13 protein-coding genes and 5 tRNA genes are annotated in these 14,567 nt (G+C 58.7%); 12 read left to right on the top strand and 6 right to left on the bottom strand.

All coding sequences use genetic code 11. The features are described from left to right. The 3 genes from MITSMUL_RS02140 to MITSMUL_RS02145 form a co-directional block, all read right to left on the bottom strand. Window positions 1–388, bottom strand: a 388-nt coding sequence (locus MITSMUL_RS02140; RefSeq protein ID WP_244944613.1) for an SIMPL domain-containing protein, incomplete at its 3' end; no start/stop codon positions are given. A gap of 53 nt (window positions 389–441) precedes the next feature. Next, window positions 442–582, bottom strand: coding sequence for a hypothetical protein (locus MITSMUL_RS12650; RefSeq protein WP_005839545.1), 141 nt, complete (start codon window positions 580–582; stop codon window positions 442–444). A 79-nt stretch (window positions 583–661) separates the two neighbouring features. Beyond that, window positions 662–1,384 carry an SIMPL domain-containing protein gene (locus MITSMUL_RS02145; protein WP_040635322.1) on the bottom strand — a complete coding sequence of 241 codons (723 nt, stop codon included), beginning with the start codon at window positions 1,382–1,384 and terminating at the stop codon, window positions 662–664. A 272-nt stretch (window positions 1,385–1,656) separates the two neighbouring features. Between MITSMUL_RS02145 and MITSMUL_RS02150 the strand changes: the two genes are divergently transcribed. The 10 genes from MITSMUL_RS02150 (at window position 1,657) to ftsY (ending at window position 9,102) form a co-directional block, all read left to right on the top strand. Then, window positions 1,657–2,037, top strand: a complete 381-nt coding sequence (locus tag MITSMUL_RS02150) for an ASCH domain-containing protein (protein ID WP_005839547.1) — start codon at window positions 1,657–1,659, stop codon at window positions 2,035–2,037. Window positions 2,038–2,174: 137 nt separating this feature from the next. Then, window positions 2,175–2,251 (top strand) — tRNA-Asp (locus MITSMUL_RS02155). Between the two features lie 5 nt (window positions 2,252–2,256). Next, window positions 2,257–2,331, top strand: a tRNA-Gly gene (locus MITSMUL_RS02160). Between the two features lie 7 nt (window positions 2,332–2,338). Then, window positions 2,339–2,412 (top strand) — tRNA-Cys (locus MITSMUL_RS02165). Between the two features lie 12 nt (window positions 2,413–2,424). After that, window positions 2,425–2,499: transfer RNA gene (locus tag MITSMUL_RS02170), tRNA-Gly, on the top strand. A gap of 9 nt (window positions 2,500–2,508) precedes the next feature. Further along, window positions 2,509–2,582 (top strand) — tRNA-Cys (locus MITSMUL_RS02175). An 89-nt stretch (window positions 2,583–2,671) separates the two neighbouring features. Then, the gene (locus MITSMUL_RS02180) at window positions 2,672–3,589 is read left to right on the top strand and encodes a hypothetical protein (protein ID WP_005839548.1); all 918 of its coding nucleotides are present in this window, start codon (window positions 2,672–2,674) and stop codon (window positions 3,587–3,589) included. 44 nt (window positions 3,590–3,633) lie between these two features. Further along, window positions 3,634–4,548: a LysR family transcriptional regulator gene (locus MITSMUL_RS02185; RefSeq protein ID WP_005839549.1), complete on the top strand. Its 915-nt coding sequence runs from the start codon at window positions 3,634–3,636 to the stop codon at window positions 4,546–4,548. A gap of 3 nt (window positions 4,549–4,551) precedes the next feature. Then, window positions 4,552–8,145 carry a chromosome segregation protein SMC gene (smc, locus tag MITSMUL_RS02190; RefSeq protein WP_005839550.1) on the top strand — a complete coding sequence of 1,198 codons (3,594 nt, stop codon included), beginning with the start codon at window positions 4,552–4,554 and terminating at the stop codon, window positions 8,143–8,145. 42 nt (window positions 8,146–8,187) lie between these two features. Further along, entirely contained in the window at window positions 8,188–9,102 is a 915-nt protein-coding gene (gene ftsY, locus MITSMUL_RS02195) for a signal recognition particle-docking protein FtsY (protein ID WP_005839551.1), read from the top strand. A 70-nt stretch (window positions 9,103–9,172) separates the two neighbouring features. On the opposite strand, the gene MITSMUL_RS13165 is transcribed toward ftsY, so the two are convergent. From MITSMUL_RS13165 to MITSMUL_RS02205, 3 genes are all read right to left on the bottom strand, one after another. Beyond that, window positions 9,173–9,481 (bottom strand): nucleotidyl transferase family protein, encoded by a 309-nt coding sequence (locus tag MITSMUL_RS13165; RefSeq protein ID WP_005839553.1) that lies wholly within the window; start codon window positions 9,479–9,481, stop codon window positions 9,173–9,175. Then, window positions 9,481–9,876, bottom strand: a complete 396-nt coding sequence (locus MITSMUL_RS12660) for a nucleotidyl transferase family protein (protein WP_005839555.1) — start codon at window positions 9,874–9,876, stop codon at window positions 9,481–9,483. Before MITSMUL_RS12660 ends, MITSMUL_RS13165 begins: the two co-directional genes overlap by 1 nt. 130 nt (window positions 9,877–10,006) lie before the next feature. Continuing rightward, window positions 10,007–11,239, bottom strand: a complete 1,233-nt coding sequence (locus MITSMUL_RS02205) for an LL-diaminopimelate aminotransferase (RefSeq protein WP_005839557.1) — start codon at window positions 11,237–11,239, stop codon at window positions 10,007–10,009. A 568-nt stretch (window positions 11,240–11,807) separates the two neighbouring features. Between MITSMUL_RS02205 and MITSMUL_RS02210 the strand changes: the two genes are divergently transcribed. Beyond that, the gene (locus tag MITSMUL_RS02210) at window positions 11,808–13,151 is read left to right on the top strand and encodes an anaerobic C4-dicarboxylate transporter (RefSeq protein WP_040635324.1); all 1,344 of its coding nucleotides are present in this window, start codon (window positions 11,808–11,810) and stop codon (window positions 13,149–13,151) included. A gap of 89 nt (window positions 13,152–13,240) precedes the next feature. Next, a complete protein-coding gene (locus tag MITSMUL_RS02215) occupies window positions 13,241–14,518 on the top strand; it encodes a nickel-dependent lactate racemase family protein (RefSeq protein WP_005839560.1) in 1,278 nt (425 codons plus the stop codon). Window positions 14,519–14,567: the final 49 nt, after the last annotated feature.

A 14,567-nucleotide genomic window follows, 5' to 3' on the forward strand; every position in this document is an offset into this window, starting at 1 on the left:
AACTGTCGCGCACGACGACGATGACGGAGTTGTTGACCGTGTAGCCCGTGACCTCATTGCGATGGTCTTTTTCCGTGCTGTAGTTCGGATAGAAGGAGTAGTTGCGCGTCTGGATGTCCTTGTCCTCGATGCCGAGACTCCGGACGGCGCTCTGGATCTGGTTCGAGACCCAGGCGTTATCGTTCTGCGCCTTGGCCGCATCCTCGCCCTGCGTCGTCACGCCGATTGTGACGGTCGCCATGTCCGGCGTCGCCGTGCCCGTGCCCTGGCCGTCGACGGAGAGCGTCGGGCGCGGCGCTTCCTGCTGCTGCGGTGCGGCAAACGCTGCGCTGCAGCTCAGCATGAGCAGGGCGCAGATGAGCGCGAGGATGTGTCTTGTCTTTGTCATGGTAAAACCTCCAATCATTTGGTACAGATGGCTTTATTCTAACATACTTTCGGCTATGGCGCATGAAAATTCGCAGGATGTCCATGAATTGCGGACATGAGGTACTGCGAACCGACGTGGATGGCGATGACGCCCATCATCGCGATGCCGCGGATGTATTCGATGGCAGGCAGGCGGGGCTTCCGCTTTTTCACGGGAGCTGCTGCCGGGGATTCTTGCTCAGTCAAAAGAAAAACTCCTTACTTCTTGTGTTGCTGGCTCCTGTCAGCTGCTTCAGTCGCTGAGGATAAAGTCGACGTGGACGTTGGCGGTCAGGGAAAGGCTGCCCGGGGCAATCGGCGTGGCGGCGTCCTTCGCAGCGGCCATGAGCATGTTGCCTCCGAAGCGGCGCGTCTCGATGTAGCCCGTGCTCTCGCTGACGCTCTGGATGCCGACGATGCGCTTGCCGAGGCCTTTGGCGATGATGTCAGCCTTGTCGCGGGCGTCCTGGACGGCGTTCAGGAGGGCGACCTTGCGGACGGCCTTCGTGTCGCTTGCCGAGAAGTCGAGCGAGTTGATCTCGTTAGCACCATTATTGAGTGCGGCGTCGATGACCTTGCCCGTCAGCTTGATGTCGCGCACGACGACGATGACGGAGTTGTTGACCGTGTAGCCCGTGACCTCATTGCGATGGTCTTTTTCCGTGCTGTAGTTCGGATAGAAGGAGTAGTTGCGCGTCTGGATGTCCTTGTCCTCGATGCCGAGACTCCGGACGGCGCTCTGGATCTGGTTCGAGACCCAGGCGTTATCGTTCTGCGCCTTGGCCGCATCCTCGCCCTGCGTCGTCACGCCAATCGTGACGGTCGCCATGTCCGGCGTCGCCGTGCCCGTGCCCTGGCCGTCGACGGAGAGCGTCGGGCGCGGCGCTTCCTGCTGCTGCGGTGCGGCAAACGCTGCGCTGCAGCTCAGCATGAGCAGGGCGCAGATGAGCGCGAGGATGTGTCTTGTCTTTGTCATGGTAAAACCTCCAATCATTTGGTACAGATGGCTTTATTCTAACATACTTTCGGCTATGGCGCATGAAAATTCGCAGGATGTCCATGAATTGCGTACAGTCCGGTGAGGAATTTTTTCTGGATTTTCGCGCAGGATAGCAGGATTCTGGCAGTATGGGGGAGAATTATAGAAGCAAAACGTAAGCACATGAGCATGAGCGCATCGATGCATGTGATGTGTATAATGTATATAATGTATTTGGAATGAGAGATTCAGATAGGAGATGCTTTATCATGATGGCGTTGAATTTCCAGGCAGCCAAGCACAAGAAGATGATCATGGAGCGCACGAAGAACTGCACCGTGCGCCTCGGCGATGTCAGCAAGCTCTATCCGGAGGGCTCGATCGTCTGGATCACCTCGGGCAAGAAGGGCGAGCCGAAGCATCGCATCTACACGGCTTACCTCGACAAGGTCCGCGTCAAGACGATGGGCACGCTGACGAGCGCCGACCTCGGCCACCAGAACCCCGAGATCAATTCGCGCGAGGAGCTCATCGCCGACTTCGAGCGCATCTACAAGCGCCGCATCCTCATGGAGGATACGGTGACGGTCATCTATTTCAGTGAGGTCCACAATGACCTCAACGACGAGAAGGACGACTCGGCGGAGTGATGGAAAAGCGGTCTGGGCGGGGGATTTTCCTCCGCTCGGGCTTTTTTTGAAAAAGATGGCGAAAAGGTGTTGACAAGATGCCGCATCGTCCGTATAATAATACATGTCGCTGAAACACAGCGGCACAAAAGAAGAACGGCCCGGTAGTTTAGTTGGTTAGAATGCCGCCCTGTCACGGCGGAGGTCATGGGTTCAAGTCCCATTCGGGTCGCCATTCATGCGGAAATAGCTCAGTGGTAGAGCACCACCTTGCCAAGGTGGGGGTCGCGAGTTCGAGCCTCGTTTTCCGCTCCATTTTATCGGCGACATAGCCAAGTGGTAAGGCCGAGGTCTGCAAAACCTTTATCCCCAGTTCGATTCTGGGTGTCGCCTCCAATTTCATATCATGCGGAAATAGCTCAGTGGTAGAGCACCACCTTGCCAAGGTGGGGGTCGCGAGTTCGAGCCTCGTTTTCCGCTCCATTTTATTTTGGCGACATAGCCAAGTGGTAAGGCCGAGGTCTGCAAAACCTTTATCCCCAGTTCGATTCTGGGTGTCGCCTCCAAGATGAAATGCAGCCTGGAAGGTTTCCTTCCGGGCTTTTTATTTTGTTTAAGATATGTTATAGGTAAATCAGGATAGGAGTGTCGACTCATGGCCAATGAACCGTCCCGCATCACGGACAATCTGCTGAATATCTTCAATTATTCCTTCGTGGAGACTGTGCCCTATGAGTTCTTCAAGCCGCGGCCGGAGCGCGACATCGCTGTCAAGCTTGTGGACAAGGAGTACCACTGCGCGGGCTGCGGCAAGGTGACGCATGTCGTCTATCAGGAGCGCCCGTTGACGTATTTCTCAAAGGGCAAGCTCCGTGAGCAGCAGGCCATCTACGAGAAGCTCGGCAAGCGCTTCCCGACGCAGGAGGAGATTGACGGGGGACAGCCGTTCACGAATGAGGCCATCGGCTACTGCCGCGACTGCGCAGCAAAAGACATCCTGCAGGACAAAGCGGCCGGCCAGCGCGTCTGCAACCTCGCACTGCAGCTTCACGGCGAGGATGAGCTCGTCGTCGCGAAGGCGCGCGCTGTGATGGAGGGCGCGCTCAAGAAGTGGCTCGCGGGCATCGAGAGCGCTGATGCGTTCCTGCAGTACGGCCTCGGCGACTTCAATGCCGTCCGCGACCTCATCTGTTCCGTCATGCTGCAGGATACGGCTGAAGAAGAAGCTGTTCTTGCGGCCTATACGGAGAAAGTCGCTGCCATCAAGGAAGAGATCGGCAAATTGCTCGAGTCCCTGCCCGACACATGGCAGGCGTATGCCGCGCGCTCGACGGGCGTCTACGAGTCGATGAACGACAAGATGTACCACGAGTACACGGTCATCTTCCCGAAGCCGGGCGTGATCCCGGAAGACTACTACATCTACCGCAGCATCGAGAAGAGCCGCGTGCAGATGTTCCTCGAGCAGCCGCGCATCGAATCGCTCGAGGAACTCCTGATGGAAGTCGGCTTCCACGGCGAGTGGATCGACCTCGTGAACCAGCGCCTGCAGGAGCTGGTCGCGCAGGCATGAGAAAGACGATATGAGTGGCCGCCTGCACAGATGGGGGAGATACGATGGAATTTCGTCAATTAGAATATTTTTGCACGATCAGTGAGCTGGAGAACTTCACGCGCACGGCGAAAGTCCTGCACGTCTCGCAGCCGTCGGTCACGAAGGCCATCAAGGCGCTTGAGGCGGAGCTCGGTCTCACGCTGATCGACCGGAGCCAGAAGCATGTCACCTTGACGGAGGCGGGCCGCGCCTTCCTGATCCATGCGCGGCGCATCATGCAGGATGCGGAGCTCGCCAAGCAGGATATGATGCGCTTCTGCGTCGGCAGTGCCGGCACGATCCACTTTGGCGTGCCGCCGATGTTCGAGGCTTATCTCTTCCCGACGTTCTTCAAGGAGTTCCGCGAGAAGTTCCCGACGACGCTTCTTGATGTGCAGGAGTTCGGCGACTCGGACGAGGTGCGTGAGCGCGTCGAGATTGGTGACCTCGACTTCGGTGTGATCTTCGGCAGCCCGGAGACGACCTTCCCGCATGAGTTCGTCATCATGCACGATGCGATGAGCCTCTGCCTGCCAGAAGGCCATCCGCTCTCAGTGAAGAAAGAGGTCGCCTTTGAGAGCCTCAGGCGCGAGCGCTTCATCCTGCAGCAGCCGCGCACGTATCAGTACCGGGCCATCTTCGCGCGCTGCATCGAGGCGGGCTTCACCCCGGACGTCATGTTGACGACGTCGCAGCTCAAGACAATCAAGCAGCTTGTAGCCAACGGCACGGGCATCTCCATCCTGCCGGACTTCGTGCTCCGGGAGGAGAAGTCCTTTGTCAGGCGGCCGCTCGCGCCGCGCCTCATGTCGCGCACGGCGCTCTACTGGAGTGCGCACAAGGTATTTTCTCCACTCGACCGGGATTTCCTGACATTCATGAAGCAGTATGTAGCGGCGGGCAAGTTCCAGGCTCCGGCCGCAGACGGGCAGGTGTGACGATTGCAGTTAAAACGCCTTGAGGCATATGGATTCAAGTCCTTTGCCGACAAGATTACCATTGAATTCGACCACGGCATCACGGCGATTGTCGGCCCGAACGGCAGTGGCAAGAGCAATATCACGGATGCTGTGCGCTGGGTGCTCGGCGAGCAGAACATCCGCAACCTGCGCGGCACGCGCTCGGAGGACATTATCTTTGCGGGGTCGGCGCAGCGGCGGCCGCTGAACATCGCGGAGGTCTCCCTGATCTTCGACAACGACGGCACGCTGCCCGTGGACTTCCGCGAGGTGGCGGTGACGCGCCGGCTCTACCGCAGCGGGGAGAGCGAGTACTTCATCAACCGCTCCCGCTGCCGCCTCAAGGATATCTACCAGCTCTTTGCCGACACGGGCATCGGCCACGACGGCATGAGCATCATCGGCCAGAACCGCATGGAGGACATCCTCAACAGCCGTCCGGAGGACCGCCGCGCCTTCTTCGAGGAGACGGCGGGCATCACGAAGTTTCGCGATCGCAAGCGCGAGACGGTGAAGAAGCTCACGGACACAGAGGCCAACCTGCTGCGCGTGCAGGACATCATGCAGGAGATCGAGACGCAGCTCGAGCCGCTCGCGCGCCATGCGGAGAAGACGCGCCAGTACAATGCATTGCATGAGGAGTACCAGAAGTGCAAGCTGACGAAGTTCGCGCGCAGTGCCCGCCGCGAGGCGGACCGCAAGGCGGCCAATGAGGAGAAGCTCCAGAAGGTCCGCGACGAGTCGCTCGGCTTCGAGACGGCCGTGGGGCGGGCCGCAGCGGAGCGCGAGGCGATGCAGAAGGAGATTCTCGAGCTTGAGCAGTGCATGAAGACGGGCGCCGAGGCCAATGAGTCCTTGCGCCAGAAACTCGAGGCGGCCAACCGCGAGATCGCGGCGCTCGAGGAGCGCCAGGGGCAGAGCGGTGCGGAAAAGGTGCGCATCGAGGCGCGGCGCGCCGAGCTGCAGGAAGCGCTCGTGCAGTCGGTCCGCGAGATCGGCAGGCTCTCGGGAGAGGCCGCGGAGAAGAAGCGGAAGCTCACCGAAGCCGATGCGCATGCCGAGGGCCAGCAGGAGCGCGCCGCAAAAATTGCCGCCATCGTGGCGGAGCGCAAGAAGGCGGCGGAAACGCTCGGCAAGCAGCGCGAGACAAAACAGGAAGAGCTCGCAGCGGCCAAGCAGGCGCTCGCCGTCCTCGACCGCGACATCGAGGCGGGCAGCGAGGGACGCGCGGAGCGCCAGGCTGCCATCGCGGCGGCAAAGGCCAAGCAGTCGTCACTTGAAAAGCAGCAACAGGAACTGACCGCCTCGCTTGCCGAGAAAGAGGTGGCACTCCAGCAGGCCGTCAAGGCCCAGCAGCAGGCGCGCCATGCCCAGCAGAGTGCCCAGCAGGAAAAAGCGGCGCTGCGCGAGCAGCAGGAGAAACTCGCGCAGCGCGCGGCCGGCCTGCAGGAGAAGATTGACTTCCTGCAGCACATGCAGGAGGAGTACGAGGGCTTCGGCAAGGCGCCGAAGGCTGTGCTGCAGAGCAAAGAGCCATGGCATGATGGCGTCGCCGGCGCCATCGCGGAGCTCCTGACAATCCCAGCAGCTTACATGACGGCCATCGAGATTGCTCTCGGCGGCAACCAGCAGAACATCGTGACGGAGGACACGGAGACGGCCAAGGAGGCCATCGCCTACCTCAAGCGCAAGCACCTCGGCCGCGTGACCTTCCTGCCGCTCTCGACGCTCTCTGTGCAGTACCCGAAGGACCGGGAGAAGGAGGCGGAGCGCGGCGAGGGCGCGATTGGCTGGGCCAACGAGCTCGTGGAGGTCGAGGAAAAGTACCGCAAGGCGGCCGACTTCCTGCTCGCGCGCATCCTCGTCGTCGACACGCTCGACCATGCGCTCGCCCTCGCCAAGAAGCAGGATTACCGCCTGCGCATCGTGACGCTCTCGGGCGAATTCCTCGCGCCGGGCGGCTCGCTCTCAGGCGGCGGCCGTGCACGTCGCGAGGCGAGCTTCCTCAACCGCAGCGGCGAGATCGAGTCCCTGCACGAGAAGCAGGCAGACGCTCGCGAGAAGCTCAAGGAAAAGCAGGCAGAGGTACAGCAGGCAGCGGAGGCAGCAGCCGAGGCGGAGCGCCGCCAGTCGGAGGCGCTCGCGCTCGTGCAGCAGCAGAGCGTCGCGCGCGCCGAAGCGCGCGTGAGCCTCGAGCGCCTGAAGGAGAGCCTCGCGGCGCAGGTACAGACCGTGCAGGAACTCTTCGCAGCCGATGCCAAGCGCCAGGCGACGTTTGCCGAGAACCAGAACAAGCGCGTCCTGCAGGCGCGCTCCGTCAAGCTGCTTGCGGAGGCCGTCGAAGCGGCTAAGAAGCAGGCGGAGGAGAGCCTCTTAGACCTCGAGGATGTCGAGCAGGACGCGGCGGCGCTCGGCAAGTGCATGCAGGAAGAAGCCCTGCAGCGCACGGTGCTCGAACAGGAATGGAAGCGCAGCGCCGAGCAGATGGCGCTCTACCGCCAGGAGAAGCAGCGCGGCGAGCAGTCGCTCGCGGAGCTCGAGCAGGAGGAAAAGCAGCTCGCAACGCGCACGGCAGAGAGCGCAGCGCGCCTGCAGGAACTCGAGCGCAGCTCGCAGGGGTGGCAGGATTCCTTTGATGCCGCGCAGAAGAAGCAGCGCGACCTCTACGGCCTGCGCATGGAGAAGATGGCCGCCGGCCAGGAGCTCGAGGCGAAGGGCCGCGAGCTCTCGCGCAAACTCAGCCGCAAGCAGGAGGAGGCACACCAGCTCGAGATCCTCGCCGCTAAGATCCAGATGACCCTGCAGGACAGCCAGCAGTCCATCCTGCACGAGTTCGGCCTGACGCCGGAGCGCGCGCTTGAAGAAGCATTAGACCTCGAGCCGCAGGAACTGCGCAGCCGCATGCAGTCCCTCAAACGTCAGATGGATGCCATCGGGCCGGTCAACCCCAACGCCGTCGAGGAGTACGAGAACCTGCAGAAGCGCCACGCCTTCATGAAGAAGCAGTCGACCGACCTCATCGAGGCCAAGGAGAACCTCGGCCGCATCCTCGCGGAGATGGACGAGGCCATGACGAAGCAGTTCCAGTCCGCCTTTGCGGACATCCAGCGCTACTTCGGCGAGATTTTCGTGCGCCTCTTCGGCGGCGGCAAGGCCGAGCTCAAGATGCTCGACGAGAGCGATGTGCTCCACACGGGCATCGACATCCTTGTGACCCTGCCGCAGAAGAAGCGCCAGAGCCTCGCCGCACTCTCGGGCGGCGAGCGCGCCCTGACGGTCATCGCACTGCTCTTCGCCTTCCTGCGCTACCGCCCGTCGCCTTTCTCGGTGCTCGATGAGATCGATGCACCGCTCGACGAGGCGAATGTCATGCGCTTTGGCCGCTTCCTGCAGGAGTTCGCGGAGCAGACGCAGTTCATCGTCGTCACGCACCGCAAGGGAACGATGGAGGTGGCCGACACGATGTACGGCGTGACGGTCGAAGAGTCGGGCGTCTCGCGCCTGCTGTCCGTGCGGCTTGACGAGCTCGACGACGATGCAGCTGGCATCGAGAAAAGTGAGAGAAGTGAGAAGTAAGAGGAATGCGTTTTTAGCATTTTTAGATAGGGAGGAATCATCATGGGATTTTTTGACCGGCTCAAGAAGGGCCTCAATAAGACCCGCGAAAACCTGACGAACAAGATCGAGAAGATCATCATCGGCTATGCCGACATCGACGATGACCTGCTCGATGAGCTCGAGGAGACGCTCATCATGGCGGACGTCGGTGTCCAGACGACGGACAAGCTCATGACGGCTGTGCGCAAGGGCATCAAGAAAAAGGAAATCAACACGCCGGAGAACCTCAAGCCGTTCCTGCAGAAGCAGATTGTCGAGATCCTGACGGCGGGCGAGGACACGACGCGCATCGCTGAGCAGGGGCCGACGGTCTTGCTCGTCATCGGCGTCAATGGCGCGGGCAAGACGACGACAATCGGCAAGCTCGCCGCCTACTACAAGGGGCAGGGCAAGTCGGTCCTGCTCGCCGCGGCCGATACCTTCCGCGCGGCGGCCATCGACCAGCTCGAGGTCTGGGGCCAGCGCACGGGCGTGCCCGTCATCAAGCACGAGGAGGGTTCCGACCCGGCGGCCGTTGCCTTCGACGCCGTCAAGGCAGCCGTCGCGCGCAAGGTCGACATGCTGATCATCGACACGGCGGGCCGCCTGCAGACGAAGTCCAACCTTATGCAGGAGCTCGAGAAGATCAACCGCGTCATCGGCCGTGAGATCCCGGGCGCGCCGCACGAGACGCTGCTCGTGCTCGACGCGACGACGGGGCAGAACGCCATCAGCCAGGCCGAGCTCTTCACCAAGGCCGCACCGATTACGGGTGTTGTCCTGACAAAGCTCGACGGCACGGCCAAGGGCGGCGTCGTCATTGGCATCAAGAGCCAGCTCTCCATGCCGGTCAAGTGGATTGGCGTCGGCGAGGGTGTCGAGGACCTGCGCCCCTTCAACGCCGAGGACTTTGCCAAGGCGCTCTTTGGCGAATGACGGTAATCGGAATATCATAAAAGTAAAAGACGAGGTCACATGTGAGAGGATACATGTGACCTCGTCTTTTTCAATTCAGTGGTGTCAGTGGTGTAGGTATGCTGAAAGCATCTTGCTGATGCGCTTCGTCAAATCCTCGACGGAATGGCGGCGACTGCGCGAGCAGACCTGCGCCTGCTCGCCGCAAAGCAGGCAGCGGCGCGGCGGCATCGCTTCGGAGCCAGTCGTACGTCGCCTTGGGCACGAGCTCCTGCAGGTGCTGCCAGTCGCCGTCCTTGACGCACTGGCGGACGTCGGAGGCGCTGACGGCGCGGCCCGCGATGGCGAGGCGCGGGATGACGCGGCACTCGACGCCGAGCTCCGGCAGCTTTTCGCGCATCACCTTGTTGTAGAGGCCCGTGACCTGGCTGAAGGGCTCTTCGCCGCCGCGATCTTGGCGAACAGCGTGAGGTCGAGCTCGGCGTGACCGACACTCGCGGTGTCGTCGTCCGGCAGGAAGTAGCTCGGGAAGGTCGCGTTGCTGATGATGTACGGGCCGCTCGCGTGCAGGACGACGTTGCCGAAGCCGGCGATGCCGCGCTCTGCGAGGAATGCCTGTGTCTCCCTCTCGAAGCGGCTGAGGCAATGACGGAACCCGTCGGCTGATTCTCCATAAAGACGAGGCGGTCGGGCACGCGCGATCTCGTAGAAGCCGAGGTCGTGGAAGAAGCGCGCGGAGGCGACTTTCGTGTAGAGGAAGAGGTCGAGGTTGCCGCGCTCGAGTTCCTTCTCCATCAGGTGGCTGATGACGCGGTTTAAGAGCCCCTCGCCGCGGTGGCGGTGCTATCCCGCTGAACACGATCGCAATAGAAAAGCCTCTGCAATCCATCGATTGCAGAGGCTTTTTTTATGGCAAGTTTGCGTATCAGAACTTGAGCTTGGCAAAGCGTGCGACGGCGCGCTTCGTGTTCTCGCGGCTGCCGAACGACGTGAGGCGGAAGTAGCCCTCGCCGCACGGGCCGAAGCCTGCGCCCGGCGTGCCGACGATGTTGACTTCATGCAGCAGCTTGTCGAAGAAGTCCCACGAGCTCATATTGTTCGGCGTCTTGAGCCAGATGTATGGAGCGTTGACGCCGCCAAAAGCCTGGAGGCCGGCAGCCTTGAGGCCCTCGCGGATGATGCGGGCGTTCTCCATGTAGTAGGAGACGAGTTCTTTGACCTGCTTCTGGCCCTCTTCCGTGTAGATGGCCGCAGCGCCGCGCTGCACGATGTAGGCCGTGCCGTTGAACTTCGTCGTATGACGGCGGTTCCAGAGCTTGTTGAACGGCACGAGGGAGCCGTCCGCAGCGCGGCCCTTGACCGTCTTCGGGATAATCGTGTAGCCGCAGCGCGTGCCCGTGAAGCCCGCGGTCTTGGAGAAGGAGCGGAACTCGATGGCAACGTCCTTGGCACCCGGGATCTCATAGATGGAGCGCGGCACATCGTCTTCCGTGATGTAGGCGGCATAAGCGGCGTCGAAGAGGATGACCGACTCATTTTCCTTGGCGTAGTTGACCCACTTCGTCAGTTCCTCGCGCGAGAGTGTCGTGCCCGTCGGGTTGTTCGGGCAGCAGAGGTAGATCATGTCGACCTTTTCCTTCGGCAGGTCCGGTGCGAAGTTGTTCTCCGCCGTGCAGGGCAGATAGACGACGCCTTCGAAGTGGCCGTCGTCCTGCAGCGTGCCTGTGCGGCCGGCCATGACGTTCGTGTCGAGGTAGACCGGGTAAACAGGGTCCGTGATGGCGACCTTGTTGGCCGTGCCGAAGATCTCCTGGATGTTGCCGCAGTCGCTCTTCGAGCCGTCGCTGACGAAAATCTCATCCGGCGCGATCTCGATGCCGCGGTCCGTGTAGTTGTGCTTGATGATGGCTTCCGTCAGGAAGGAGTAGCCCTGCTCCGGGCCGTAGCCGTGGAACGTCTCAGCCTTGGCCTGATCGTCGACGGCCTTGTGCATGGCCTCGATGCAGACCTGCGGCAGCGGCTGCGTGACATCGCCGATGCCGAGACGGATGATGTCGGCATCCGGGTTCGCTTCCTTGTAGGCGGCGACGCGGCGGGCGATTTCGGCGAAGAGATAGCTGCCGGGCAGCTTCAGATAGTTATCATTAATGGTAGCCATAGAATGAAATCCTCCTCATAGAATTGTTATCAATATAACTTTTTAGCATATTATACCACAACATTATGCATATGGCACGTATTTTCCAGCGTGAAATCCGAAAAACGCAAATTTATTCTGTGTGTATTTTACGATGTATTCATGTACTGCAATTAAATTATGCATTCAATACATAACAATAAAAATGATTAATAGTATTTAGACAAGAATAATCGATGATTATCATTAAAATATTTTATGATAAATAGTATTTACTTATGATTATGGTATATTGTATAATAAACAATGTGTTTAGGTGAAATGTTTCAAAAGACGTCCTGAGCCATTTGCCGGTTCCTATCCATATCAAAAAGCAATCATCTCGATACATTTTTCGTATGATTTTTTTTACAGGTGGCAGGATTTGAACGATGGATGGCGAAAACCTAATAACAAGCGGAAATAATCTCTTGGTTTAAATTGTTCCATAGGGAAACAGATTTGCTTGTCAAGGGGGGATTCAATAGGAACGTAGAGAGATTCATTTCACGAAGGCAAGTATATGTTTTTTAGGAAGGGGAGTTCTACCTTGAGCTTACTACTTGGTATCTTTATCCTGCTTGCGTGCCTGATCGTCGGCGTACGTTATGGCAGCCTTGGCCTTCCGGTCATCAGCGGCATCGGCCTCATCATTTATGTCTTTGTGCTTGGATACAAGCCGGGCACGCCACCAATCGCCGTCATGCTCACGATTATCGCAGTCGTCACCTGCGCGGGCTATCTGCAGACGTCTGGCGGCCTCACGGTCATGCTGAAGTACGCAGAGAAATTCCTGCGCAGTAACCCGAAGCGCGTCACGATTTACGCTCCGCTCACGACTTGGCTGCTGACGATCCTCTGCGGCACGGGCCATGTCGTTTACACGATGTTCCCAATCATCTATGATGTCGCAATCCACGAGAATATCCGTCCTGAGCGCCCGATGGCTGTTGCTTCTGTCGCTTCGCAGATGGGTATTTCGGCATCGCCGGTATCGGTCGCGCTGGTCAGCATGGCTGGTTTCATCAGTGCAGCAGGCCTGCCGTTCACGGTCATCAATCTGCTGGCTGTCTCCATCCCGGCTACGTTCTGCGGCGTCATGGTTGCAGCAATTTGGAGCTATCGTCGCGGCAAGGATCTGGAAGAAGATCCGATTTTCCAGGCGTACATCAAAGATCCGGCTCATTACCAGGATGTATACGGTAATCAGACGGAATCGCTGCAGGATAAGGAACTGCCGAGCTCGTTCTATCGTGCTATGTACATCTTCTTCCTCGGCATCATCATCATTGCCGTGCTCGGTAACTTCCCGCAGATTCTGCCGTCCTTCCCGGATGCAAAGGGCACGATGAAGGCAATCTCCATGACGACGGTCATCCAGATGATCATGCTCGTCATCGCAGCGGCTATCCTGATTTTCTGCAAGGTCAATGCAAAGGATGTTGGCAAGAGCCAGGTCTTCCACGCTGGCCTCGGCGCAGTCGTCTGCGTCTATGGTGTTGCTTGGATGGCAGATACCTGCTTCTCCAACCACATGGCAGACCTCAAGGCAATCATCGGCGGTCTCGTTCAGGCATATCCTTGGACGTATGCACTGGCTATGTTCCTCACGTCGAAACTCGTTAACTCGCAGGCAGCTGCCGTTTCGATCATCGTTCCGCTGGCTCTGACCATCGGTGTTGACCCGATTGTCATCCTGTCCTTCATCTCTGCTTGCTACGGTTACTTCTTCCTGCCGACGTATCCTTCGGACCTCGCCTGCATCAACTTTGACCGTTCTGGCACGACGCATATCGGTAAATATGTCCTGAACCACAGCTTCATGATTCCGGGTCTTCTCGGTGTCTTCACGGGCTGCTGTGTCGGTTATGTCATTGCTCACATTCTCTATTGATGGATCATTGATCGATAGAGCGTGTAGTTTAACCGCATGATAAGGGAGACACTGACAGAGTGTCTCCCTTTTTTATAGGAGGAATCTGGATGAAACAGTATACTTTTCATTATGGTCGTGGCACGAAGAGCTTTTCCCTCGATGAGAGCAAGGTCATCAAGGAAGTCGATATGCCGGCGGTCAAGCCTTTGACGGACATCAAGCAGGCCGTGCTCGATGCGGTTTACCATCCGATTGGACAGAAGCCAATCAATGAGATCATCAAGCCGGGGGATACCGTGACCTTTATCTGCAATGACCCGACGCGTGTGGCCAACAGCTTTGACTTCATGCCGGTCTTGGTCAATGAGATGAATCGGCTCGGGGTCCCGGATGAGAACATGCAGATCGTTTTCTCGCTCGGGACGCATCGCCTGATGACGCAGGAAGAAATGGCAGAAGGGGTCGGCAAAGAAGTAGCTAGCCGTCTGCGGATGTATAACAGTGACTGCAATGTGCCCAGTGACTTTGAGTATTTCGGCACGACGAGTCGCTTCACGCCTGTCCTGATCAATAAGCACATCTGCCATAGTGATCACGTGATTTTGACCGGCACAATCGTGCATCATTATTTCAGCGGCTACGGCGGAGGCCGTAAGGCTGTGCTGCCGGGGTGCGCAGCCATGGAAACCGTGCGTCACAACCATAGCTTCATGATGGACCCAAATGCTGGCCTCGGTCGCACGACGGGCAACCCTGTCTATGAGGATCAGATGGAAGGCGTGGCACTCTGGGCTAAAGGACGCAGTGTCATTCTGTTCAACGCGATCTTGGATGCCGAACATCGCTTCCTGAAGATGTTTGCGGGAGACTATATCGAAGCGCATCATGAAGCCTGCAAATTCGTAGATGAGGTTTACGGTGTCAAGATTCCTGCTCAAGCAGACATCACGATTGCCAGCTGCGGCGGCTATCCAAAGGATATCAATGTCTACCAGATGCAGAAGACGATGGATAATGCGGTGCTGGCGACGAAGCAGGGTGGTGTGGTCATCCTGCTGGCCGATTGTGAGGAAGGCAGTGGCAGCAAGGTGCTGGAGGAAACCTGCCGCACGTTGAAGACGGCTGATGCGATTGAGGCCAAGCTGCGTGACCGCTTCCTGATTGGTGCGAATAAGGCCTACGCCATTACGCGCCTGACGAAGAAAGCCCATTTCATCTTGGTCACGGGGCTCGACCGACAGCTGGCTAAGGACATGCTGTTTGATGGTGCTGTTGACACGGTAGAAGAGGCCTTGGAATTGGCGAAACAGTATGTTGGCGATGATGTGCATTACATCCTCATGCCGACGGGGAGCCTGACGGTGCCACTTTATCGTCCCGAATGAAATGCCGAGACAAATATATGCTGACAAGGCATAAAGCGTAAGAGCATGC

Origin of the sequence: Mitsuokella multacida DSM 20544 (genome assembly GCF_000155955.1) — a bacterium.
In the GTDB taxonomy this organism is placed as follows: domain Bacteria; phylum Bacillota; class Negativicutes; order Selenomonadales; family Selenomonadaceae; genus Mitsuokella; species Mitsuokella multacida.